Source organism: Pseudoclavibacter helvolus, assembly GCF_014191305.1.
Taxonomy (GTDB): domain Bacteria; phylum Actinomycetota; class Actinomycetes; order Actinomycetales; family Microbacteriaceae; genus Pseudoclavibacter; species Pseudoclavibacter helvolus.
Window position 1 is genome coordinate 831,457 of the sequence record NZ_JACHWJ010000001.1, and the last position, 21,825, is coordinate 853,281.

At 66.3% G+C, this 21,825-nt stretch carries 19 protein-coding genes; 8 read left to right on the plus strand and 11 right to left on the minus strand.

Annotation, left to right across the window (positions count from 1 at the left end):
- Positions 1-55: 55 nt before the first annotated feature.
- Genes FHX72_RS03780 through dut form a run of 3 tightly spaced genes read right to left on the minus strand, consistent with a single transcriptional unit; the run spans position 56 to position 1,987 of the window.
- A complete protein-coding gene (locus FHX72_RS03780) occupies positions 56-805 on the minus strand; it encodes a DUF3159 domain-containing protein (protein ID WP_183623058.1) in 750 nt (249 codons plus the stop codon).
- Positions 802-1,551: a DUF3710 domain-containing protein gene (locus FHX72_RS03785; protein WP_082775553.1), complete on the minus strand. Its 750-nt coding sequence runs from the start codon at positions 1,549-1,551 to the stop codon at positions 802-804. Before FHX72_RS03785 ends, FHX72_RS03780 begins: the two co-directional genes overlap by 4 nt.
- Positions 1,538-1,987, minus strand: coding sequence for a dUTP diphosphatase (dut, locus tag FHX72_RS03790; RefSeq protein ID WP_068483620.1), 450 nt, complete (start codon positions 1,985-1,987; stop codon positions 1,538-1,540). The genes FHX72_RS03785 and dut overlap by 14 nt, the downstream gene beginning before the upstream one ends.
- Positions 1,988-2,074: 87 nt before the next feature.
- Between dut and FHX72_RS03795 the strand changes: the two genes are divergently transcribed.
- Positions 2,075-2,539 (plus strand): DUF3093 domain-containing protein, encoded by a 465-nt coding sequence (locus tag FHX72_RS03795; RefSeq protein ID WP_068483553.1) that lies wholly within the window; start codon positions 2,075-2,077, stop codon positions 2,537-2,539.
- A 121-nt stretch (positions 2,540-2,660) separates the two neighbouring features.
- Here the strand turns inward: FHX72_RS03795 and FHX72_RS03800 are convergent, their stop codons facing one another.
- Positions 2,661-2,957, minus strand: a complete 297-nt coding sequence (locus FHX72_RS03800; protein ID WP_183623061.1) for a DUF4193 domain-containing protein — start codon at positions 2,955-2,957, stop codon at positions 2,661-2,663.
- Positions 2,958-3,170: 213 nt separating this feature from the next.
- Between FHX72_RS03800 and sepH the strand changes: the two genes are divergently transcribed.
- Positions 3,171-4,280: a septation protein SepH gene (gene sepH / locus FHX72_RS03805; protein ID WP_183623063.1), complete on the plus strand. Its 1,110-nt coding sequence runs from the start codon at positions 3,171-3,173 to the stop codon at positions 4,278-4,280.
- A 29-nt stretch (positions 4,281-4,309) separates the two neighbouring features.
- On the opposite strand, the gene FHX72_RS03810 is transcribed toward sepH, so the two are convergent.
- On the minus strand, positions 4,310-5,458 hold the full coding sequence (locus tag FHX72_RS03810; RefSeq protein WP_068483544.1) for an alkaline phosphatase family protein: 1,149 nt from the start codon (positions 5,456-5,458) through the stop codon (positions 4,310-4,312).
- Between the two features lie 70 nt (positions 5,459-5,528).
- Here FHX72_RS03810 and FHX72_RS03815 point away from each other — a divergent pair, with 70 nt between their 5' ends.
- Positions 5,529-8,075: a DNA gyrase/topoisomerase IV subunit A gene (locus tag FHX72_RS03815; protein ID WP_244963968.1), complete on the plus strand. Its 2,547-nt coding sequence runs from the start codon at positions 5,529-5,531 to the stop codon at positions 8,073-8,075.
- A 112-nt stretch (positions 8,076-8,187) separates the two neighbouring features.
- Here the strand turns inward: FHX72_RS03815 and FHX72_RS03820 are convergent, their stop codons facing one another.
- Positions 8,188-10,287 (minus strand): DNA gyrase subunit B, encoded by a 2,100-nt coding sequence (locus tag FHX72_RS03820; protein ID WP_183623065.1) that lies wholly within the window; start codon positions 10,285-10,287, stop codon positions 8,188-8,190.
- Between the two features lie 203 nt (positions 10,288-10,490).
- On the opposite strand from FHX72_RS03820, the gene FHX72_RS19590 reads away from it, so the two are divergent.
- Entirely contained in the window at positions 10,491-11,189 is a 699-nt protein-coding gene (locus FHX72_RS19590) for an alanine racemase C-terminal domain-containing protein (RefSeq protein WP_183623067.1), read from the plus strand.
- Positions 11,186-12,238, plus strand: coding sequence for an alanine racemase (locus FHX72_RS03830; protein ID WP_068483535.1), 1,053 nt, complete (start codon positions 11,186-11,188; stop codon positions 12,236-12,238). The genes FHX72_RS19590 and FHX72_RS03830 overlap by 4 nt, the downstream gene beginning before the upstream one ends.
- Positions 12,239-12,312: 74 nt before the next feature.
- On the opposite strand, the gene FHX72_RS03835 is transcribed toward FHX72_RS03830, so the two are convergent.
- Both FHX72_RS03835 and FHX72_RS03840 read right to left on the minus strand, forming a co-directional pair.
- Positions 12,313-13,071 (minus strand): type 1 glutamine amidotransferase, encoded by a 759-nt coding sequence (locus tag FHX72_RS03835; RefSeq protein WP_183623069.1) that lies wholly within the window; start codon positions 13,069-13,071, stop codon positions 12,313-12,315.
- Complete coding sequence (locus tag FHX72_RS03840; protein WP_235812804.1) at positions 13,068-14,351, minus strand: Mur ligase family protein; 1,284 nt, start codon at positions 14,349-14,351, stop codon at positions 13,068-13,070. Before FHX72_RS03840 ends, FHX72_RS03835 begins: the two co-directional genes overlap by 4 nt.
- Positions 14,352-14,577: 226 nt before the next feature.
- Between FHX72_RS03840 and FHX72_RS03845 the strand changes: the two genes are divergently transcribed.
- Positions 14,578-14,817, plus strand: a complete 240-nt coding sequence (locus FHX72_RS03845; protein WP_068483529.1) for a DUF7455 domain-containing protein — start codon at positions 14,578-14,580, stop codon at positions 14,815-14,817.
- 124 nt (positions 14,818-14,941) lie between these two features.
- Here the strand turns inward: FHX72_RS03845 and FHX72_RS03850 are convergent, their stop codons facing one another.
- The 3 genes from FHX72_RS03850 to FHX72_RS03860 form a co-directional block, all read right to left on the minus strand.
- A complete protein-coding gene (locus tag FHX72_RS03850; RefSeq protein WP_068483525.1) occupies positions 14,942-16,348 on the minus strand; it encodes an RNA polymerase sigma factor in 1,407 nt (468 codons plus the stop codon).
- 131 nt (positions 16,349-16,479) lie between these two features.
- Positions 16,480-17,796, minus strand: coding sequence for an MFS transporter (locus tag FHX72_RS03855; protein ID WP_183623071.1), 1,317 nt, complete (start codon positions 17,794-17,796; stop codon positions 16,480-16,482).
- Between the two features lie 51 nt (positions 17,797-17,847).
- The gene (locus FHX72_RS03860) at positions 17,848-18,762 is read right to left on the minus strand and encodes a proteasome assembly chaperone family protein (RefSeq protein WP_068483521.1); all 915 of its coding nucleotides are present in this window, start codon (positions 18,760-18,762) and stop codon (positions 17,848-17,850) included.
- A gap of 101 nt (positions 18,763-18,863) precedes the next feature.
- Between FHX72_RS03860 and FHX72_RS03865 the strand changes: the two genes are divergently transcribed.
- On the plus strand, positions 18,864-20,330 hold the full coding sequence (locus FHX72_RS03865; RefSeq protein WP_183623073.1) for a leucyl aminopeptidase: 1,467 nt from the start codon (positions 18,864-18,866) through the stop codon (positions 20,328-20,330).
- A gap of 118 nt (positions 20,331-20,448) precedes the next feature.
- On the plus strand, positions 20,449-21,822 hold the full coding sequence (gene lpdA / locus FHX72_RS03870) for a dihydrolipoyl dehydrogenase (protein ID WP_183623075.1): 1,374 nt from the start codon (positions 20,449-20,451) through the stop codon (positions 21,820-21,822).
- Positions 21,823-21,825 lie beyond the last annotated feature (3 nt).

The following is a 21,825-nucleotide window of genomic DNA, read 5'->3' on the forward strand; positions in this document are numbered from 1 at the left end:
CCGTGGCTTGCCTCGAAGGTGATCCTGAGTTGATCGAGACGCTTTTATCTTGACATCAAGATACTTTACCTGCTTCACTCTGCTCCCCTGACCGCGACGCACTCAAAAGCGCCCGGACGAAGAGCACGGTGACGACCAGGACAACCGCGTACATGGGCGTGCCCATGAGCAGCCGCGCGAGGCCGAGTGCCTCGACGTTCCCGGCGAAGTAGAGCGGAAGCTGAACGACGAGGCGCAGCGCGAAGAACCCGACCCACACGAGCGTGATGACGGACATCCAGCGCAGAATCGAACGATCTTTGCGCCAGCTCGAGCCCTGACCCGTGATGAGCCCGGTGACGAGTCCGATCACCGGCCAACGCACGAGGACGGAGACCAGCAGCGCTGCCCCGTAGGCGGCGTTCGTGTAGAAGCCGACGAGGTAGAAGTTCTCGCCTCGGCCGGTTGTCATGGCGAGGACGCCGGAGATCAGGAGCGCGACGAGCCCGGAGATCGCCGGGACAACCGGTTCCTTCTGGAGAGCACGCACGAGGATGAACAGCACGCCGAGGACCGCAGGGGCGAGGACGGCGACCCAGAGCTCGGTCCCGAGCGTGAAGAGGACAAGGAACACGATGCCGGGGAGGAGCGTCTCGACGAGTCCGCGCACGCCTCCCATTGCCGCGAGCAGCGAGGCGCCGCTGATGCCTCCCTCAGTGAGACGCCCGAGCGAAGAAGACTTCGCGACGTCCTCCAGCTTGCGCATGTTCGGTGCATCGGAAGTGCCCTTGCCCTGCTCGGGCCCCTCGCCTGCGGGGAGCGTCATGCCTTCTCGGTCTCCCCGGACGCGGCGTCTTCCGTGGCCGTCTTCGACGTAGGGTCTGCCATAGCCTTCGGCACGACGAGCGTCAGAAGCTCGCGCGGCGGGAGTGGCGCATCGCCGCGAACAACGACGACGCTCCTGAAGAGCTCGACAAGCTCGACGCGCGTCGCCTCGTCGCGAAGGGCCTTTCCTGTCAGGACTCCGCGAAGGAACCAGCGGGGGCCATCGACGCCGAAGAAGCGCGCCGACCTGGTCTGGGAGGAGGCCGCGCCCTTCACGACGACAGGGATCTTCGTGTCGAGCACGGGACCAAGAATGCCGTCGACCTCTTCTGCCGTGCCGCCCTGCTTGCGAACCTGCTCCGCGAGCTGCCCCATGATCGAGTGCCAGAGACCCGTCGACCTCGGAGCAGCGAACGCCTGGATCTGCATCGTCGACTCTTTGTAGTCGAGAGCGACGGCGACGAGCCGCTTCGTCTTCTCTTCGACCTCGAGGCGGAGCCCAAGGCCCTCACGCGCCGGGATGCGCAGCGCGCCGAGGTCCACGTAGCGCTTGGCAGGACTCGCCTCGCTGATGTCGAACGGTCCACGCGATTCGCGATCTTCCGGGGCGGACTTCGCGTCTTCGTCCTCGATCTCGTCGAGGTCGTCTTCGAAGTCTTCCTCTTCGATCTGCTCGTCATCGACCGTGAGCTTGACGGCCTTCTCGGGCTTCTCTTCCTCTTTCTTGAGGAAATCAAACAGTCCCATCTTGGGCCTCCTGGTCAGATGAATAGCCGGTGGAGCCGAAACCGCCCTCACCGCGCTGCGAAGCGGAGAGCTGCTCGGTCTGGATGAAGTGCACTGGTGCCAGCTGCATGACGACGAGCTGTGCGATGCGGTCGCCGGCGGCGATCGAGTAAGTCTCGCTGGAGTCTGTATTGAGAAGGATCACCTTGATCTCGCCGCGATAGCCAGAGTCGATCGTGCCAGGAGCGTTCACGAGGGTGATCCCGTGCTTGGCGGCGAGGCCGGAGCGCGGCATGACGAAGCCGACGGTGCCTTCCGGAAGCTCGAGCCGAACACCGGTGCCGACGATGGCGCGCTGACCAGGAGCGAGACTCACGGACTCGGTGGCGATCAGGTCGGCACCAGCGTCGCCCGGCTGGGCATACGTGGGGAGGACGCCCGAGACGGGCACATCTATGACAAAGCTCACCGTACGAGCGTAGCCGAGGCGTGACCGGATCGTGATCTGACAGCGGTGCCAGCCAAAGCGTGATGCAATATCGCTATGCCAGTTTTCCACGAGCGCCTGTGGCCAGCCGCCTGGGTCTACGCCGTCGGCTTCCTCATGGTGCCCGCCGTCATCCTCGTCTTCACACCCATCAACTTCTGGATCGGGGCCGCGATCGCGGTCACACTCTATGCGGCCTTCTTGACGCTTGTCCTGGCTTACTCCCCCATCATCGAGGTCACGGCGACACAGGTGCGCGTTGCCGGCGCGCACGTGCCGCTGAGCTTCACAGGACAGTGCCTCCCCCACACCACACGCGAGCGTGCGCGACTGGCAGCCGGTCCGCAGCTCGACCTGCGCGCGTGGTTGTGCATCCGCGGCTGGATCCCCACCTCGATCACGATCGAGATCACGGATGATGCCGACCCGGTGCCCTATTGGCTGGTCTCAACTCGTCGGCCGACGGAACTCGCCGCCGCCATCACGGAGGCGCGAGCCGTAAACAAGCGCCAGACCAACTGATTTCGCCAGACCAGCTGATCTCGCGGAGAGATCCGTAGCGAACCCAAAAGCAGCAACGAAGCCGAAAAGAGCGAAGCCGCATCCGATCGGATGCGGCTTCGCTCGTGGGTGATGCTGTCGGTCAGGCCGTCGCGCAGTCGTGGCAGACGGACCCAAGGGCCGAGGTCTTCTCGAGCTGCGAGCGGTGCTTGACGAGGAAGCACTCGACGCAGGTGAACTCGTCGGCCTGCGGCGGGATCACCACGGTCTCGAGCTCAACGTCTGCGAGGTCTGCCGCTGAGAGGTCGAAGCTGCCGGGGTTGTCGGCATCCTCGGCGTCAACGCTGCCGGAGAGACGATCCGGCACTCGCTCCTTCAGCGCCTCGATGGACTCTGCGTCATCGTCGGTCTTGCGAGGTGCGTCGTAGTCGGTCGCCATACCTATCCAAATCTCTTCAACGAGGGGAACTCCCCCAGGCGCGGCAATTGTGCACGACTCACGGGTGAAACTCAAACCGAAGTGAGCAGTGTTCGCGCGGAGCGAGATCAAATGCGCAGTTGACTTGGGCGGCGCGCCCCGGAGCTCACCGATTCCGTCGCCGCCGCGTGTGATGCTGTGCCCCAGGAATCGGCAACGCCAAGGAGTACGAGCATGCAAGAGCTCAGATTCATCGACCTGGATGAAGGTGCCCTCGTCGTGTCCGGAGATGACGGCCAGCGCTTCCGAGTCGTGATCGACGAAGCGCTGCGCGATGCCCTACGGCCGCGCATCTCCACGCGCGTGGATGCACCCAAGGTGCCCCCGCGCGCCATCCAGCAGCTCATCCGCGCCGGGAAGACGATCGACGAGGTGATCGAACTCACCGGCGCCGCGCGCGCGGACGTCGTGCGCTTCGAGGGGCCGGTGCGTGCAGAGCGCGACTACGTCGTGCGCCAGGCCCGAGCAGTCACCGTCCGTCTGAAGACCGACACTGATCCGCTGGGACAGGAAGGCACGAGCTTCGGAGAGGTCATCGACGACCGCCTTGAGGCTTCCGTCGCGACGGCCATCATCTGGGACGCCTGGAAAGACGAGGAAGAAGGCTGGCGGGTAGGCCTGTCCTTCGCAGTGGACGAGATTTCTCGGGAGGCCCTCTGGGGGTTCGAGCCCAAGACGCAAGCGCTCACTCCGCTGAACCCGACGGCGACGATGCTCTCGCAGCAGGGAGAGCCCACCTCGCTCGGCAGCCCGCGGCTGCGGGCAGTCGTCGAGGCACCACAACGCGAGGTGCAGTCTGTCGCTCACGTTGAACCGGCCGCAAAGGAGCCGGTCTCCTGGATCGGCGCAGCGGCCTCGCGTCTCGAGCGAGCCACGGAGCAGCAGCACCACGAGACGGCCGACCTGCTCGAGGCGCTCCGTCGGCGCCGCGGCGAGCGCGTTCCGCAGTCTTTCGAGGACGACAGCGACGGCGACGAGAGTGGTGAGTCCCCTTCGGAGGGAGCCCACGACGACGCCACTTCGCCCGAGATCGAGCCCTCGCCCGTGAAGCTCTTCACCCCCCGCGCCCGAGACGAGGATCGCTTCGAGACGGAGACGATCGAGCCGAGCGACCTGGGCACGGGCGGCGTCCGCGCGGTGGATGTGCCCCTCGACGGGCTCGACGAGCCGAAGCGCGAAGCCGATGAACCAGCTCAGAGTACGAAGAATGCACCCAAGCGCTCTGGTCGCGCAGCGATGCCAAGCTGGGACGAGATCGTTTTCGGCACTCGCAGCGACGAGTAACCGGCACCGGGCGCGCGCCCGGCACGTTGTCAGTGGGTGAAAGCGCCCGCTCGGATGAGCGGCACGATCGTCTCCTCAGGAGTGATCGAGCCGTGCTGACCGACGACGAGCCTGGCCCCTGACTGCATAGACGAGGCGTAGTAGGTGACCCCCTTGGTCGCCGCGACGATGACATCCCCTATGCGTTCTGCAGCGGCGGGCGCGACGATCGGCCCGTACCAGCCACCCTCGACAGCTTCAGCCCGAGTGAGGACGGTCGCGCGGGTTCCTTGCGACTCGAGCCACCTGTCCCGCAGCTCGCCCGCGGCGTCGACCGATGCGTCGTCCGCGAGGTAGAGATGCCGAAGTCGGGGCTCGCCCGCCATCGCGACGACCCCATCGAACAGCGGGTCGTCATCGTCGACGTCGATCTGCCGATGCCTCGGGATGTCGATCATGCCGTGGTCTGCCGTCACGAGGATCCCCGTGCCAGCATCTACACCTCGGTTGAGCGAGTCGAAGGCTGCGTCGAGTTCCTCGAGTCGCGCAAGCCAGGGGTCCGATTCCCAGCCGTGCGCGTGGCCGGCCTGGTCGAGCTCGGCGTTGTAGAGGTAGATGAGCGCGCGCGGATGCTCGTCGAGGGCAGCGAGGGTCACCTCGACTCGCTCCTGCATACTCCCGCCCTCGAGGTACAGGGCTCCGCGGAGCGAGGCGTGCGTGAGCCCTGAGTCGCGGTACTGCGGCATGCCGACGACGATGCTCTGCACCTCGGGGGTCCCATCGCGGAGCTCCTCGAAGACCGTGCGCTGCAGCTGCCAGGTCGCCGGGTCCATACCGTCCCCCCAGCCAGACAGCTGATTGCGGATGACGCCGGACTCGCGGTCGAAGAGCGAATAGCCGAGAAGACCGTGCTCACCCGCGCGCGTGGCGGTCGTGAGCGAGGTGATGCCCGCGACCGTCGTCGAGGGGAACGAGAACGCAGTGTCCTTCTTGCGCCAGTCGGCGGTCAGGTGTCTCGCGTGACCGGTTCGAGAGCGCAGCATGGACGCGCCGAGCCCGTCGACGAGCATGACAACGATGGAACGTGCCTCAGGGAGGCCAAGCGCACCGGTTTCACCCCGCAGAGAGGTGAGCGAATTCGGCAACACGTCGGAGAGCGTCGGGCGACCGCTCGCCGCGCTGAATAGCATGGACGACATCCGTCCCAGTCTCCCACAGGGGCGCTTACGCGCTGAACTCCCAACAAGACACGGCCTTCCGACAGGTGACATGAGCACAACACGCAACGACGACGCCTCCTCGATGAGCGAGCAGCGCATCGAGGACATCGACGTCTCGACCGAGATGCAGTCCTCCTTCCTCGAGTACGCCTACTCGGTCATCTATGCGAGAGCGCTTCCGGATGCGCGCGACGGCCTGAAGCCAGTGCAGCGCCGCATCCTCTACCAGATGGCTGAGATGGGCCTTCGGCCCGACCGCGGGCACGTGAAGTCTGCGCGCGTCGTCGGAGAGGTGATGGGGCGTCTTCACCCGCACGGCGACACCGCGATCTACGACGCGCTTGTCCGCATGGCGCAGGGGTTCGTGCAACGTGTTCCCACGATCGATGGCCACGGCAACTTCGGGTCACTCGACGACGGGCCAGCGGCCCCTCGCTACACCGAAGCGAGGCTCGACGCCGCCGCCCTCGCGCTGACGGCCGAGCTCGACGAGGACGTCGTCGATTTCGTCCCCAACTACGACAACTCGACGACCCAGCCAGAGGTGCTCCCGGCGGCCTGGCCGCACCTGCTCGTGAACGGGGCGAGCGGCATCGCCGTCGGCATGGCCACGAACATGGCGCCGCACAACCTCGGCGAGGTGATCGCCGGCGCCCTGCACCTGCTCGAGAACCCGGGTGCGACCCTCGAAGAGATCATGCAGTTCATCCCGGGTCCGGATCTCCCGTCTGGCGCGCGCATCACGGGCCTCGACGGCATCAGGGATGCGTACGCCCGTGGGCGAGGATCCTTCCGGACACGTGCCACGGCGAGCGTCGAGCGGGTCACTGCGCGCAAGTCCGGCATCGTCGTCACCGAGCTGCCGTACATGGTCGGCCCGGAGAAGGTCATCGAGAAGATCAAGGACGGCGTGCAGGCGAAGAAGCTCGCCGGCATCAGCGACGTCGCCGACCTCACCGACCGCAAGCACGGCCTTCGGCTCGTCATCGAGATCAAGACGGGGTTCGATCCCGAAGCAGTACTCGAGCAGCTCTATAGGCACACGCCGCTCGAGGACATGTTCCACATCAACAACGTGGCGCTTGTCAACGGCGGACCGCAGACGCTCGGACTCATCGAGCTCCTTCGCGTCTACCTCGACCACCGCATCCAGGTCGTCCGCAGGCGAAGCGCCTTCCGTCTCGCGCGACGGCTCGAGCGCCTTCATCTCGTCGAGGGACTGCTCGTCGCGATCCTCGACATCGACGAAGTCATCCAGATCATCCGCTCGAGTGACGACGCCTCGGCTGCCGGCGAGCGCCTGCGCATCGTGTTCGACCTGTCGGAGTTGCAGTCCGACTACATCCTCGAGCTCCGACTTCGTCGCCTCACGAAGTTCTCGCGGATCGAACTCGAGTCGGAGCGGGATCAGCTCAAGCAGGAGATCGCAGAGCTCGAAAGGCTGCTCGGTGACGAGAAACTGCTCCGTGCGCGAGTCGGTGCCGAGCTCCAAGAGACGAGCGACCGCTTCGCGACTCCGCGACGCACGCTGCTCACGGAAGGACAGGGCACTCCCCCGAAGCGCGGAAAGGCGATCGAGACCACGCAACTGCAGCTCGCCGATTCCCCGACGCAGGTTCTGCTCTCGACAACGGGCCGCCTGCTGAGGATCGACACGCCAGAGGCGGACGCGCGCCTGCAGCAGCCGTCGCGGCGCAGCAAGCATGACGCCGTCCGCTCGCACGTGACGACGACCGTCCAGGGCGAGCTCGGGGCCGTCACCAACCTCGGTCGGCTACTTCGGGTCCCTGTCGTTGCCCTCCCGTCGAGCCCGCAGGGATCGGTGCTGCTCTCGGCTGGTGTGAAGGCGCACGACTTCGTTGGGTTGACGACCCCCAAGGAGCAGGTCGTCGCCCTGGTGCCCATCGATCAGGAGACGCCGATCGCCCTCGGCACCAAGCTCGGAGTCGTGAAGCGCGTGACGGGCATCGACTTCGGGAAGAACCGCGAGCTCGAGATCATGACCCTCAAGGCCGGGGACGAGGTTGTCGGCGCCGCCCTCGCCTCCGACGAGGATGAGCTCATCTTCGTCACGGACGACGCGCAGTTGCTTCGCTTCTCCGGCAAGCTGGTCAGGCCGCAGGGCCGGTCTGCAGCGGGAATGGCCGGCATGAAGCTGTCCGACGGGGCGGCCGTGCTCTCATTCGCAGTCGTGGCTGCCTCGAACATCGAGATCGCAGAGGTCGCGAGCGTGGCGCGCAACGAGGACGCGCTCGAGGGCACAGACTCGGGGACGGCCAAGGTCTCCAGCCTCAGCGAGTTCCCCGCAAAGGGACGCGCGACTGGCGGGGTCAGGGCGCAGCGCCTCCTCCGCGGTGAGCGACGTCTCAGCGCGGCCTGGGTCGGCCCAGGTACCCCATTCGGGAACGCGCGCGACGGTGCCGTGCGGGCTTTGCCCACCGGCGGCGCGAAGCGCGACGCATCCGGAACTCCGCTCGAACAGGTGGTTGAGCTCATCGGCCGCGGCATCGGCGACCCAACGCCGTTGCCCGTCGTCGAGGGTGAGGAAGCCGCGCACGGCTCCGAAGAAGCGACGGCCGCATCCGTCGCCGACTGAGCGATCAACCCCGCCAGTACGACGAAGGCAGACTCCCGTGGGAGCCTGCCTTCTCTCTGTGTCACGAGCGCTCCTGAGCGGCAGGCGCTCCCGTCGTGCGAGTCGAGCGCTGCTACACGTCGATGTCTGCCCGCGCGACCTGCTCGGAGCCTTCGATGATGAACTCCTTGCGAGGCGCCACATCACTGCCCATCAGCAGGTCGAAGACGCGCTCCGCGTTGTGCGCGTCAGCGTTCGTGACTCGCCTCAGGAGGCGCGCACTCGGGTCCATCGTCGTGTTCCAGAGCTGGTCCTCGTCCATCTCGCCGAGGCCCTTGTAGCGCTGGATGGGGTCCTGATAGCGCTTGCCCTGCTTCTCGAGCTTCGAGAGCAACGTGTGCAGCTCCTTCTCGGAATAGGTGTAGACCGTCTCGTTCGGCTTGCGGCCGGCGTGCATGATGACGACGCGGTGCAACGGCGGGACGGCCGCGTAGACCCGGCCAGCATCGAGCATCGGCCGCATGTAGCGGAAGAACAGCGTGAGCAGCAGGGTGCGGATGTGGGCGCCGTCGACGTCGGCGTCGCTCATCAGAATCACCTTGCCGTAGCGTGCCTGGCCGATGTCGAAGCTGCGACCGGAGCCAGCGCCCACCACCTGGATGATCGATGCGCACTCGGAGTTCGAGAGCATGTCAGAGATAGACGCCTTCTGCACATTGAGGATCTTGCCGCGGATCGGGAGCAAGGCCTGGAACTCCGAGTTACGGGCGGGCTTGGCCGTGCCGAGCGCGGAGTCCCCCTCGACGATGAACAGCTCGCTCTGCGCGACGTCATTCGAGCGGCAGTCGACGAGCTTCGTCGGCAGCGATGAGCTCTCGAGCGCGTTCTTCCGACGCTGGGTCTCCTTGTGGGCGCGTGCGGAGAGGCGCGACTTCATTTCCTGCACGACCTTGTCGAGCAGGAGGTTCGACTCCGCCTTGTCCTGGCGCTTGGTCGACGTGAACTTCTCGGTAAGCCCGGCCGTCACTGCCTTCTGGACGATCGCGCGCGCTGCCGGCGTGCCGAGCACTTCCTTCGTCTGCCCCTCGAACTGGGGCTCAGGGATGCGCACCGTCACGACGGCCGTGAGACCCGCCAGCACATCGTCCTTGTCGAGCTTGTCGTTGCCGACTTTGAGGCGCCTGGCGTTCTTCTCGACCTCTGCGCGGAAGAACCGGAGCATCCCCTGCTCGAAGCCCGCGAGGTGCGAGCCGCCCTTGGGCGTGGAGATGATGTTGACGAAGCTCTTCACGTTCGTCTCGTAGCCCGTGCCCCAGCGCAGCGCGAGGTCGACGTGCATCGTCCGAGCGACTTCCTTCGTCACGAGCTGGAGGCCCTCGTCGTCCAGCACGGGGATGGTCTCCGTGAACTCCCCGCTCCCCTCGATTCGCCACGTGTCGGTCGTGGGAGCATCCGGTGCCAGGAAATCGGCGAACTCGGTGATGCCTCCGTCGAAGCGGAACTGTTGCGTCGTGGGCTCGGCCGACTCGTCGCGCGCATCCTCGATGACCATCTCGAGCCCTGGCACGAGGAACGCGGTCTGCCTCGCGCGCTCGGCGAGGTCGTTCGTCTGGAAGCTCGCCTCCTTGATGAACACCTGAGGGTCGGCCCAGTAGCGCACGCGGGTACCCGTGACGCCACGCTTCGCCTTGCCGACGACGCGCAGCTCGCTCGTGCTGGTGAAGGGAACGAAGTTCGAAGTCGGGCTCGGCCCGCCGGCTCCGTCCTCGAAGATGCCCGGCTCGCCTCTGCGGAAGCTCATGGCGTACGTCTTGCCGCCGCGGTCGACCTCGACGTCGAGGCGGGCGGACAGCGCGTTGACGACGGATGCGCCAACGCCGTGCAGTCCACCGGCGGACCCGTAGTTGCTCGCGCCGAACTTGCCGCCTGCATGCAGTTTCGTGAAGACGACCTCGACGCCGCTCAGCCCGGTCTTCGGCTCGATATCGACCGGAACGCCTCGCCCATCATCATCGACGCTGACGGAGCCGTCGCTGTGCAGCTGTACGCGGATGCGAGACCCGTGACCAGCGAGCGCCTCGTCGACGGAGTTGTCGATAATCTCCCACAGGCAGTGCATGAGACCGCGGGAATCGGTCGACCCGATGTACATGCCGGGCCTCTTCCGAACCGCATCGAGCCCGTCGAGCACCGAGAGGTGTCTGGCTGAGTATGCGTCTCCGGAATTCGCCACCGAGGTCCACGTCCTTCTTCTGCGTCATCATGCGTTCGATCTCGGCCGAACCGCAGGGCAGCGGCAGGCCACCTTAGAGCGTAGACCGGATGCGGAGAATCGGGCGCCTCCCACACCAGGACGGCCGCACGCGCGCCTCAGCCGAGCCCGGAACCGCCGGTGCTAGCCTGACCACGCCCAGCGACGACCAGAGAGGGCACAACGTGCAGACTCCCGAGCCGGTGCGCAGACGCATCCACATCGACCTTCGTGCGATCCGCGAGAACTCGACCCGTCTTCTGGGATCAGAGACCGCCAGCTACGCCGACCTTCGCGCCGATGCCTACGGCCACGGCGCGCTCCGAGTGGCCGATGCTCTCGACGTCGAAGGGTACGAGGGGTTCATCGTCTCTCCCGACCTGGACCGCTCGTCCTTATCGCAGTTGAACACCCCGCTGCTCGAGGCCGACGTCGTCAATTCGGACAGAATCACGGGTGGCTCGCTCTACGGGCTCACCGACCGCGCCTATCGGCCCGCGATGCGCGTCAGCGCGGAGGTCCTCGCAGTGAAGGACGTCGGAGCTGGCGAGGGCGTCTCCTATGGCTACAGCTATGTGACGACGCAGCAGACCCAGCTCGCGCTTGTTGGCGTCGGCTACGCGCACGGCGTCGTCCGGCGCGCATCGAACACCGCCTCTGTCCTCATCGGCGGGGAGACGCGCACTATCGTGGGCGCGATCTCCATGGACCAGTTCTCAGTCGACCTGCTCGGCGCCGAGGTTGCCCCCGGTGACCTGGCCATCTTGTTCGGGGATCCGGCGCTCGGCGAGCCGAGCATCCTCGACTGGCAGCGCGCAACGGGTCTGCGAGCCGCAGCGATCGCAAGCCGGATGAGTCCGCGATTCGAACGGAGCTACACATGAGCCGCGCAACCGCGCACGTCGATCTTGGGGCCATCAGCCACAACATCCAGGCGCTTGGTGCCCTCGCGCCGCGGTCGCAGTTCATGCTCGCCGTAAAGTCGAATGCCTATGGCCACGGCCTCCACGAAGTCGTGCGCACGGGGCTGGACGCTGGAGTGTCCTCCTTCGGCGTCCTCGAATCGACGGCGGGGATCGAGCTTCGCAAAGCTGGCGTCGACGTGCCGCTCTTCGCCTGGATGCACGGGCAGGACACCGATTTCGCGGCGGCTGCCGAGGAACGCATCGACCTTGGCGTGCAGACCTTCTGGCAGCTCGAAGCGATCGCCGCGAGTGGCGCGCGTGTTGTGCCGCGCGTGCACCTCAAGATCGACACCGGCCTGCACCGCGGCGGTGCCGACCAGCCTCGCTGGGCGGAGTTCGTGACCGAGGCGCTGCGGTTGCAGGCGCTCGGCAGGCTCGAGGTCGTGGCCGCCTGGAGCCACCTGTCCGACACCTCGCACAGCGCCGACCTCGAATCGACCGCTCTGTTCGGCGCTGCGGTGGAAGAGGCTAAGGCGCTTGGCGCCGAGTTCGAGCTGCTGCATCTCGGCGCGAGTGCCGCCGTGATCGACCTCCCCGAGGCGCACTTCGACCTCGTGCGGGTGGGCATTGCGGCCTACGGCATCTCGCCGTTCGGCGATCGGAGCGCCGCCGATCTCGGGCTACGGCCGGCGATGCGACTGAGCGCCCCGGTCTTGGATGCACGCCACGGGCTGGCCAGCATTGCGGTCGGCTACGGCGACGGAATTCAGTCAGACCCTGACGCAGGCGCCTATGTCATCATCGACGGCTTCGTGGCGCCCGTCATCGAGGTCGGAGTCGACGAGACCGTCGTCGCGCTCCCCGAGAGCGCTGGGCAGGTGGGTGCCGACAGTGTGTGCATCGTGTTCGGCGATGGCGCACACGGCGAAGCAACGGCTGAGCAGTGGGCCGTCTGGGGTGAGACGGTCGGCGACGAGATCGTGACGGGGCTCACCGGCCGTGTGCGCCGGGACTTCTCCGGCGCCTGACCGAATCCCAAAGCAGCTGACCGAGTTCCAGAGCAGTAGCGCTGGGGTGCGTCCAGCGCACCCCAGCGCTCGGCTCAGGACGTCGGTGCGGACACGCCGATCCGCCGCATGAGCGCGAGCCGCGCGTTCTGCGACCAAAGATCGAGGCGTGCGAGTTCCTCTCCCCCGTCGCCGAGGCTGCGGTCGGCGTCGCGGCGGTGCACCGCCTGCTCGAGGAGCTGATCCGCCAGGGAGGGGTTCAGGGCGAGGATCGGGCCGTGGAGGTGCGTACCGATGGCCGAGAGCTGGCGGATTCCTTCTGCGCCCGCGTTCTCAGCTGCAGCTCCGCCGTTGCCGAACCCTCGGACGACCTCGCCGAGGGCTTCCGCGGCTGCGTCAAGCGTCGTCACCGCGTTGTGGTTGGCAAACCCGGCGAGAAGACCGCCTTCGGTGCGCACGACCGTCTCGGCGACGCTCTGTGACGGCTCCCGGACGGCGGTGGAGGCGAACACTCCGAGACCGTCCAGCTCTCCGTCGTCGTGCGTGATGCTGGAGCCGAGCAGCTCCCAGCCACCGCCGATCGCGAGAAGGGGCATGCCGGCCGCCACAAGTTCGCGGAGCTGCGCTGCGTGCCGCAACGCGTCAGCCTGGACCGTCTGCACGGCGGCGAGCGGCCCCGAACCGACGTGGAGGAGATCGACGTCATCCGGCAGCGCGGTGGCACCACGGCCGACGTTGACTACCTCGACCTCGAAGCCGCGGGCTCTCGCACGCTTGGCGAGGACCGTCACGTTGCCAACGTCGCCGTTGATACCGAGCTCGACCGGGTAGAGGTGCGCGATACGCAACTTCATGAGTTGACCTTCCCCTCGATGCCCGATTGCCCGAGTCGGCGGCGGATAGACATCATCTGCTCGTAGTTCACGATCATCGTCTTCATTCCTCGGCTGGGCTTGGGCAGTGCGAGGAACTTATCGAGCGCCTCACCGAGGCTCGGCTCCACGAGCCCGACCGGGATGTCGCCGTAGCCGAGCCTCGCTGCGATCTGCCATGCCTTTGTGCCGGAGACCACGTCGACGTGGTCCAGTCGGCTCAGGTCGGCCCCGAAGATCCACGACGGATCGGGCGTGCCCTCGTCGACTGAGACGAAGACCTGCTCTGGTGCTTCTTCGAGCGCATCCAGGTTCATCTGGAGACTCGGCGGGTTCTTCATCATGATGATCTCGATGTCTTCGCCACGCACGCTCATGACCTCGCCGCGACCGTAGACGGTCTGGGACTCGCCGAGTGCCTCAGCGACGAGGGCTGGCACAAAGGAGTCACCGAGGATGCGCTGCGCGGTCGCCGCCGCACCTGCGGCGTCGAGTGCGTAGTGAAGGCCGCGAGCAGGAAGCTTGATGGCAAGCTCTTCGTCGCCGATGCGGAGGGTCGCGTCACGCCCAGAGAGCGCGACGACCTGTACAGCTCGATCACCAGCTGCCACCTCGACGCTCGCGGCCGAGATGTCATCGAAGTTCGAGAGACCGTTCGGGGACTGCTCGATGAGCTCGGGAGCGACTCCGAACCACGTGACCGGAGCTTCGAGCGACAGCGGCAGGCTCCGGAGCGACGCGTCGTCGGCGTTGAGCACGCTGAAGTCGCCGCACGCCGCCGCGATCGTGCGGAGGAACTCCGTCACCCTGGACGGGTCGTAGAAGCGGTTGAGCTGGTCGACCTGCACGTTGAGCAGGAGCACGCCGCGCGGGTGCAGGTGCCCGAGGAGACGAGGACCGTAGGCCTCGTCGACTTCCAGCACCGCGATGTCAGCGCGAAGGTTGCCGTTGACGTCAACGTCGGGGAGCATCGAAGAGGCAATGCCCTGCGGCAGGTTGCCACCGGAGGAGTTCGTGAAGACTCGCAGTCCGTGGCGACGGAGCATCCTCGTGAGGAAGTGGGTGGTGGTCGACTTGCCGTTGGACCCAGACACAAAGATGACGCCGAGCGGAAGCTTCGCCACTGCCGTCTCGAGGAAGTCCGGGGAGATGGCGAGTGCCACCCTGCCTGGCACAGCGGAGCCACCGCCGCGGAGGCGCATGGCTCCTCGCGCGCTCCGTCCGAGACCGACGGCGATCATTCGCCGCAGCTTGCCACCCATGCACACTCCCGTTCCCGCGCAGTGCCTGCGCATCTGTCACAACGGCGAGAAACCTCGCCTCGCTGACCGCCGCAAGTATCTCACGGGCCCGTGTCGCGGCCACGGACCTCACGCGGCGGAGCCACTGCTACGCGCAGGGCGAACCTGACCCCTCAAATCACCCGGGATTCCGGCGCCCGTGCTCTAATTGTCGTGATCGCAAGATCACCGAAGCTTTGGAGGCATCATGACGGAGAGCACAACGGCCCTGCGCACCGACTCGGCGCCCATCGCCGCAACAGACCGTTGCGACGCGTGTGGAGCTCAGGCGTACGTACGCGTGCAGCTGAGCGCGGGAGAGCTCCTCTTCTGCGCCCACCACGCGACGCGCCACGAAGAGAAGCTCCGCCAGCAGGCGGTGGCTTGGCACGACGAGACTTCGCGCCTGCACGGCGAGAAGGCTGCAGCCGGACAGCCCGCGGAGTAACCGAACCACGAATCACGTCGCTGCCCGCGCCGTGTACGACGAAGGCCCGGATGCAAATGCATCCGGGCCTTCGTCGTAGCGGGCCGGGTGACGTCGTCAGCCTGAGCCCGCTCGGCCGTTCTCGCTACTCGAGGTAGTCGCGCAGCGACTGCGAGCGTGACGGGTGGCGCAGCTTCGCCATCGTCTTGGACTCGATCTGGCGAATACGCTCGCGAGTCACACCGAACGTGTCGCCGATCTGGTCGAGCGTCTTCGGCATGCCATCTCCAAGACCGAAGCGCATGCGGATGACGCCGGCTTCGCGCTCGGCAAGCGAGTCAAGCAGCGACTCGAGCTGGCGCTGGAGCATCGTGAAGCTCACCGCATCCGCAGGGACCACGGCCTCGGTATCCTCGATGAGGTCACCGAACTCGCTGTCTCCGTCTTCACCGAGCGGCGTATGCAGCGAGATGGGCTCGCGACCGTACTTCTGCACCTCGACGACCTTCTCAGGCGTCATGTCGAGCTCCTTGGCGAGCTCCTCAGGCGTGGGCTCGCGGCCGAGATCCTGCAGCATCTGACGCTGGACGCGGGCGAGCTTGTTGATGACCTCGACCATGTGCACGGGGATGCGGATCGTGCGGGCCTGGTCCGCCATGGCACGCGTGATCGCCTGACGGATCCACCAGGTGGCGTACGTCGAGAACTTAAAGCCCTTGGTGTAGTCGAACTTCTCGACTGCACGGATGAGGCCCATGTTGCCCTCCTGGATGAGATCCAGGAACTGCATTCCGCGGCCCGTGTAGCGCTTCGCGAGGCTCACGACGAGGCGGAGGTTCGCCCCGAGGAGGTGACTCTTGGCCCGGTCTCCGTCGCGAGACACCCACTTGAGCTCTCGGACGAGCTGCTTGTCGAGCTCACCCTCCTGCTCCTTGAGCTTGTCGGCGGCGAACAGGCCAGCCTCGATGCGCATGGCCAGGTCGACCTCTTCGGCCGCGTTCAGCAGCGCGACCTTTCCGATCTGCTTCAGGTAGTCCTTGACAGGGTCAGCCGTCGCACCCGTGATCGCCGCGGAGTAGACGGGAGTCTCTTCCTCGTCGTCACTGGGGGTGAGGACAATGGCGCCCTGCACGCGGGCCTTCTCGGCGTCTGCCTTGGCGTCCTTCGGGTCGGCTGGCTTGATGGAGTCGTCGTCGGAGTCACCGCTGTCTGACGCGTCCGCGTCGACATCGATCTCTTCGATCTCGCCTTCATCTGCGCCGTCTTCGGGCTCGTCGCCCTCGACCTTCTTCTTCGCGGCGGCCCGCTTGCGCGGCGCGGCTTTGGCCGTCGCGCCCTCGTCCGCAGCTGCTGTCTTGCGCTTTGCCGGTGCGCGCTTCGCGGCGGGCTTCTTCGCCGTCGCAGCGTCGTCAGTAGTGCTCTCGGTGTCGACGGCTGCGCTTGAGTCAGCGCTCGCCTTCTTCGCCGGCGTCGCGCGCTTGCGCGCTGGCGCCTTCTTGATGTCCTCGGTTGCTTCTGCAGTAGCCGTGGTAGCTCCCGTGCGTGTCGCCATGTTCAGACCCCTCTCGTCACGGTGCGGGCATAAGGAAGGCCCTTGTCAAGTCTGCGCGAAGGCAGACCCGCAGGGTCCATCCGTTGATTATGGCACGGTTTCAGACGAAACCCTGGATTGACGCCGTGGATTCACATCCCGCGTCTGCCTGACCCGAACCATTTCCTGCCTATTGCAACCCAGATCGGGTCGATAATTATTCCCTCGTCGCGAGCCATGCGACCTCGCGTGCGTCGACGACTGAGCAGCAGACCGCTGAGCCCGACAAGCATGACACCCGGGATAACCCAGAACGCGAGCTTGTACTGCTGCCAGTCCACAGCCCCTGCAACGCCGATCCCCAGCGCGTCGAGCGAGATGCCGATGAGGAACATCGTCGTGAAGCTGGCGACGAAGCCGCCTACGTTCACGATGCCAGAGGCTGAGCCGAGGCTTGACGCCGGGTTGAACGTTCGCGCGTAGTCGAAGCCGATCGCCGATCCTGAGCCGCCGATGCCCATGACGATGAGGAGGACGATCAGTAGCCAGAGGGGCGGTTGGCCCGGCCACAGCAGCATTGCGACCCAGACGGACAGGATCAGGAGCACGCAGATGAGCACAAGATTCGAGCGGCGGAGCGGATAGCGCCCCGTGAGTACCCCGAGGAAGGGGCCGAGGACCATCCCCGCGAGGACAATGACCGGCAGCAACGATGACGCGACGGCCGGTTCGAGGCCAAGGCCCTGCGTCATGAGCGGGTACCCCCAGAGCAGCCCGAAGACCGTGCCGGGGAACTGCGTGGAGAAGTGCGCCCAGAATCCGAGGCGAGTGCCTGGCCGTCGCGCGGCCTGTCCGACCTTCACGAGCACCCCGCGGACGCTGATCGCCTCGCCGGCTCGGCGCAGATCGGGGCTGTCTCGCAGGAAGACGGCGACGGCGATCGCCGTGATGAAAGCGAGGCTCGCCACTGAGAGGAACGCCGGAGTCCACGAGGTTGAGCGGAGCAGGAACCCGAACGGCACTGCGGAGAGCACCTGCCCGAGCTGACCGAGGTTCCCGTACCACTGGACGAAGATCGGCACGCGGCGCGGCGGGAACCAGGCCGCGATGATGCGCAGCCCAGAGACGAAGGTCGTCGCATCCCCCGCTCCGACGAGCATCCTGCCGACGACCGCGACGCTGAGCTCCGGCGCCAGCGCGACGATCAGCTGCCCGCCGGACATGAGCAGCGCGCCGACGAGGATGAGCCTCGCGGGCCCGAACCTGTCGAGGAGCATCCCGACGGGAATCTGCAGGGCCGCGTAGACCGCGAGCTGTGCGACCGCCAGCGTGGAGAGCGCAGTCGCACCCACGTCGAAGCGCTCGCTCGCGAGCACGCCGGCGACCCCAAGTGAAGAGCGCTGCGTGACAGCGACCATATAAGCGAACGCCGTTATGGCGAACATCGCGGGGGCAAGACGACGATTCATCCTCGCCATTGTCCCCCACCTGAGGAGACAAGCCGGCTCGACCCCTACGACTTAGGCGTCGTCGTCACGCCCAAGAGCCAGATACCGCTCGATCTCCGCTGCCAGCTGGTCGGCCGAGGGAAGTTCGCCCGCAGCATCCTCGAAGTCGTTGGTCACCGCAAGATTCTGTAGGTACGCGTCGTGCTGAGTCTCGAGCGCATGGATGAGCTTCTGCCCGTCCGGGTTCGACTCGAGTTCGGCATCAACACCAGCGCGGAACGTGCGGTCGCGCTCGCGCAGCGCCTCGGTTGCGATCATGCGCCCCGTCGCGCTGCCGAGCGCAGAAAGGGCGGCGACGGCTCCGGCCGGCACGGACGAGTCCGCGACATAGTGCGGGATGAGCATCGCGAGGCTCAGCACGGGATGCCCGAGCTCCTCTGCCCTGACCTGGAAGTACTGCATGACGTGGGCGGGCGCCTCTGTCGTCGGGTTCCAAACGGAGAGGGTGTCGACGAGCTCCTCTCGGTTCCCCGTCGCTGCGATGCGGATCGGGCGCGTGTGCGGAACCGGCATCGGCACCGCGTGGACCCACGTTGTCGAGGACACTTCGAGTGCATCGACGGCGCTCACGAGGGCCTCGCTGAAGAGGCGCCAGCGATAGTCCGGCTCGAAGCCGGACAAGAACAGGAACTCCTGACCGAGCTCGTCAGTGACGAGGCGGAGATCGAGCCGCGGCTCCGAAACGGACTTCACGCGCCCGTTTGCCACGGAGACGATCGGGCGACGCGCCCGGTAGTCGTACAGCTCATCGACGTCGAACTCGGCGACGATTCGTGCGTCCGCATCGAGGTCGATGATCTCGTCGGAAACTTGTGCGGCTACGGCCCCCGCGTCATGCCCGCCGCGCAGCGCCACAATGAGGGGCAGGCCGGCAGGGACGTCGTGCCAGGCGGCAGCCACTCGGAAGATGCGCTCAGTCTCGCTCATGAGCTCAATGCTAGGTCCGAAGGCTGACGTTCACGCGGGCGTTCGCGCTTGGCGCACGAGGTCACCAGCTGGACCGACACGGCCGCAATATGCTGGCATGCATGACGCTCGCCATCCTGGACCTCGCCGAATCCGCCCCCGACGCACAGCTCCTGGTGCTCCCCGTGCTCCGACTCGAGGAGTCGCTCACGATCTCTGCACCTCCTGGATTCCCGAACCTCGAGCCCTACTTGGATGCGACCGGCTTCCGCGGGAAGAGCGGCGAGACGCAGAAGATCGCGATCCCGCTCGACGGCGGCGTCCGGGCCGCCATCGCGCTCGGGCTCGGCGACGGGAGCGACGACGAGCAGGCGCGCCGCGCGGGCGGTGCCCTCGCTCGGGCCGCTGGGACTTCGGAGATCGCCATCGACGCGGATGCGCTCGAGCCCACCGTGCGCCAGGCCGTTCTGCTCGGCGCGCTCCTCGCCACCTATCGCTTCACCGAATACAAGTCAGAGGCGGATGCGTCGGCGCTCGCCAAGATCACCGTCGTGACGTCGGACGTGGCTCGCGCAACCTCCGAGAATGCGAGGGCCACGACCATCGCTCAGGCGGTCGCCCTCGTCCAGGACGCGGTCAACACTCCACCGAACGACTTGCCTCCTGCAGCCCTCGCGGACATCGCACTTCGGGTCGCTAAGGAGAACGGCATCGAGGCGCGCGTCTGGGACGAGCAGGAACTCCGCGCCGGCGGGTTCGGCGGGCTGACGGCCGTAGGCCAGGGGTCGTCTCGCGGCCCGCGCCTGGTCCGCCTCGACTACCGCCCCGACGGGGCGGAACTGCACATCGCACTTGTTGGCAAGGGCATCACCTTCGACACCGGTGGACTCTCGCTCAAGCCCGCAGGCTCGATGGTCGGCATGAAGTTCGATATGGCTGGCGCCGCGACAATCGTCGGCGTCCTGCAGGCGGCCGCGGAGCTCGGGATCAAGGTCGCGATCACCGGGTGGCTCTGCATTGCGGAGAACATGCCATCGAGCACCGCTACCCGCCCGGATGACGTCGTGACCATCTACGGAGGCAAGACCGTGGAGATCACGAACACCGACGCGGAGGGCCGCATCGTCATGGCGGACGGCATCGCGGCGGCGAGCGAAGAGCACCCCCACCTGATCATCGACATCGCGACGCTTACGGGCGCCCAGGTCGTCGCGCTCGGCGACCGCACCACTGCGGTCATGGGGAACGACGAGGCGTGGATCTCCAGCGTCGTCGAGGCTTCCAAATCCATCGGCGAGCCTTCCTGGGCGATGCCGATTCCCGAGGAGGTCGGCGACACGCTCAAGTCCCCCGTCGCGGACCTCGCGAACATGCGATCCGGCAACCGCTCGGCCGGCATGCTCGTCGCTGCCGCGTTCCTCGAACGATTTGTTGGAGACCGCGCAGACGGAAGCGGAGCGATCCCGTGGGTACACCTCGATATCGCGGGACCTTCGAACAATGAGTCCGCTCCTTACGGGTACGTACCCAAGGGCGCGACCGGCGTGATGGTGCGAACACTCATCGCGCTTCTCGAGTCCCGCTCCTGAGCTGGTTATTCCTGCCAGTACGACGCGTGTAGGCTTCCCTGAGGGGTAATTTCGCCGCGCGTGGCGACCACAAACCGGCCGCCGCTTCTCTATGAATTCCATTGAGGGAGTTTTCCGGGTGTCAGAACACAATTTCGACCTCGTCGTCCTTGGCGGAGGAAGTGCGGGATACGCCGCAGCTATCCGCGCCGTTCAGCTGGGCTCAACCGTCGCTCTGGTTGAGAAGGACAAGCTCGGAGGCACGTGCCTCCACCGTGGCTGCGTGCCTACCAAGGCCATGCTCCACGCGGCAGAGCTTGCCGACAACGCACACGAAGCCGCATCCGTCGGCGTGCTGACGGAGTTCCAGGGCGTCGACATCGTGAAGGTCAACGCCTTCCGCGAGGGCATCGTCGCCAGCAAGTTCAAGGGTCTGCAGGGGCTCCTGAAGGCCAAGGGCGTCACCGTCTTCCAGGGTGAGGGCAAGCTGGTCTCCCCCACGACCGTCCAGGTCGGAGACGACACGCTCACGGGCAAGAACGTCGTGCTTGCGACGGGATCGTTCTCCCGTTCGCTTCCGGGGCTCGAGATCTCGGGCAACGTCATCACGAGCGAGCAGGCACTCGAGCTCGAGTGGCTGCCGAACCGCGTCGTCATCCTCGGTGGCGGTGTCATCGGCCTGGAGTTCGCCAGCGTTTGGCGTTCGTTCGGCGTCGAGGTCACGATCGTTGAGGGGCTCAAGCACCTCGCACCCGCCGAAGAGGAATCAGTCTCCAAGCAGCTCGAGCGCGCGTACAAGAAGCGCGGCATCGACTTCAAGCTCGGTGTGCGATTCAAGGCCGTGACGCAGGACGACTACGGCATTCACGTGGAGCTCGAGTCCGGTGACGTGCTCGACGCAGATCTGCTGCTCGTCGCAGTCGGCCGCGGTCCGGTTACCGAAGGCATCGGCCTCGAAGAGGTCGGCGTCACGACGGACCGCGGATTTGTCCCCGTAGATGAGGCGCTCCAGACCAACGTGCCTGGCGTCTACGCGATCGGCGACATCGTTCCAGGTCTGCAGCTCGCGCACCGCAGCTACCAGCACGGCATCTTCGTCGCTGAGCAGATCGCCGGCCTCAATCCCGTGCAGGTCGAGGACATCAACATCCCGAAGATCACGTACTCCGACCCCGAGATCGCCTCGGTCGGCTACTCCGAGGTCAAGGCCAAGGAGAAGTTCGGCGCTGACGCCATCTCCACCGCCGAGTACAACCTCGCTGGCAACGCGAAGAGCTCGATCCTCGGCACGAGCGGCACCGTCAAGCTCGTGCGTGTCAACGACGGCCCGATCGTCGGCGTCCACATGATCGGCGGCCGCGTGGGCGAGCTTGTGAGCGAAGCCCAGCTCATCGTCAACTGGGAGGCCTACCCAGAGGACGTCGCGCACCTCATCCACGCCCACCCGACGCAGGGTGAGACGATCGGCGAGGCAGCACGTCTGCTCGCCGGCGTCCCGCTGCACGCACTCTGACCC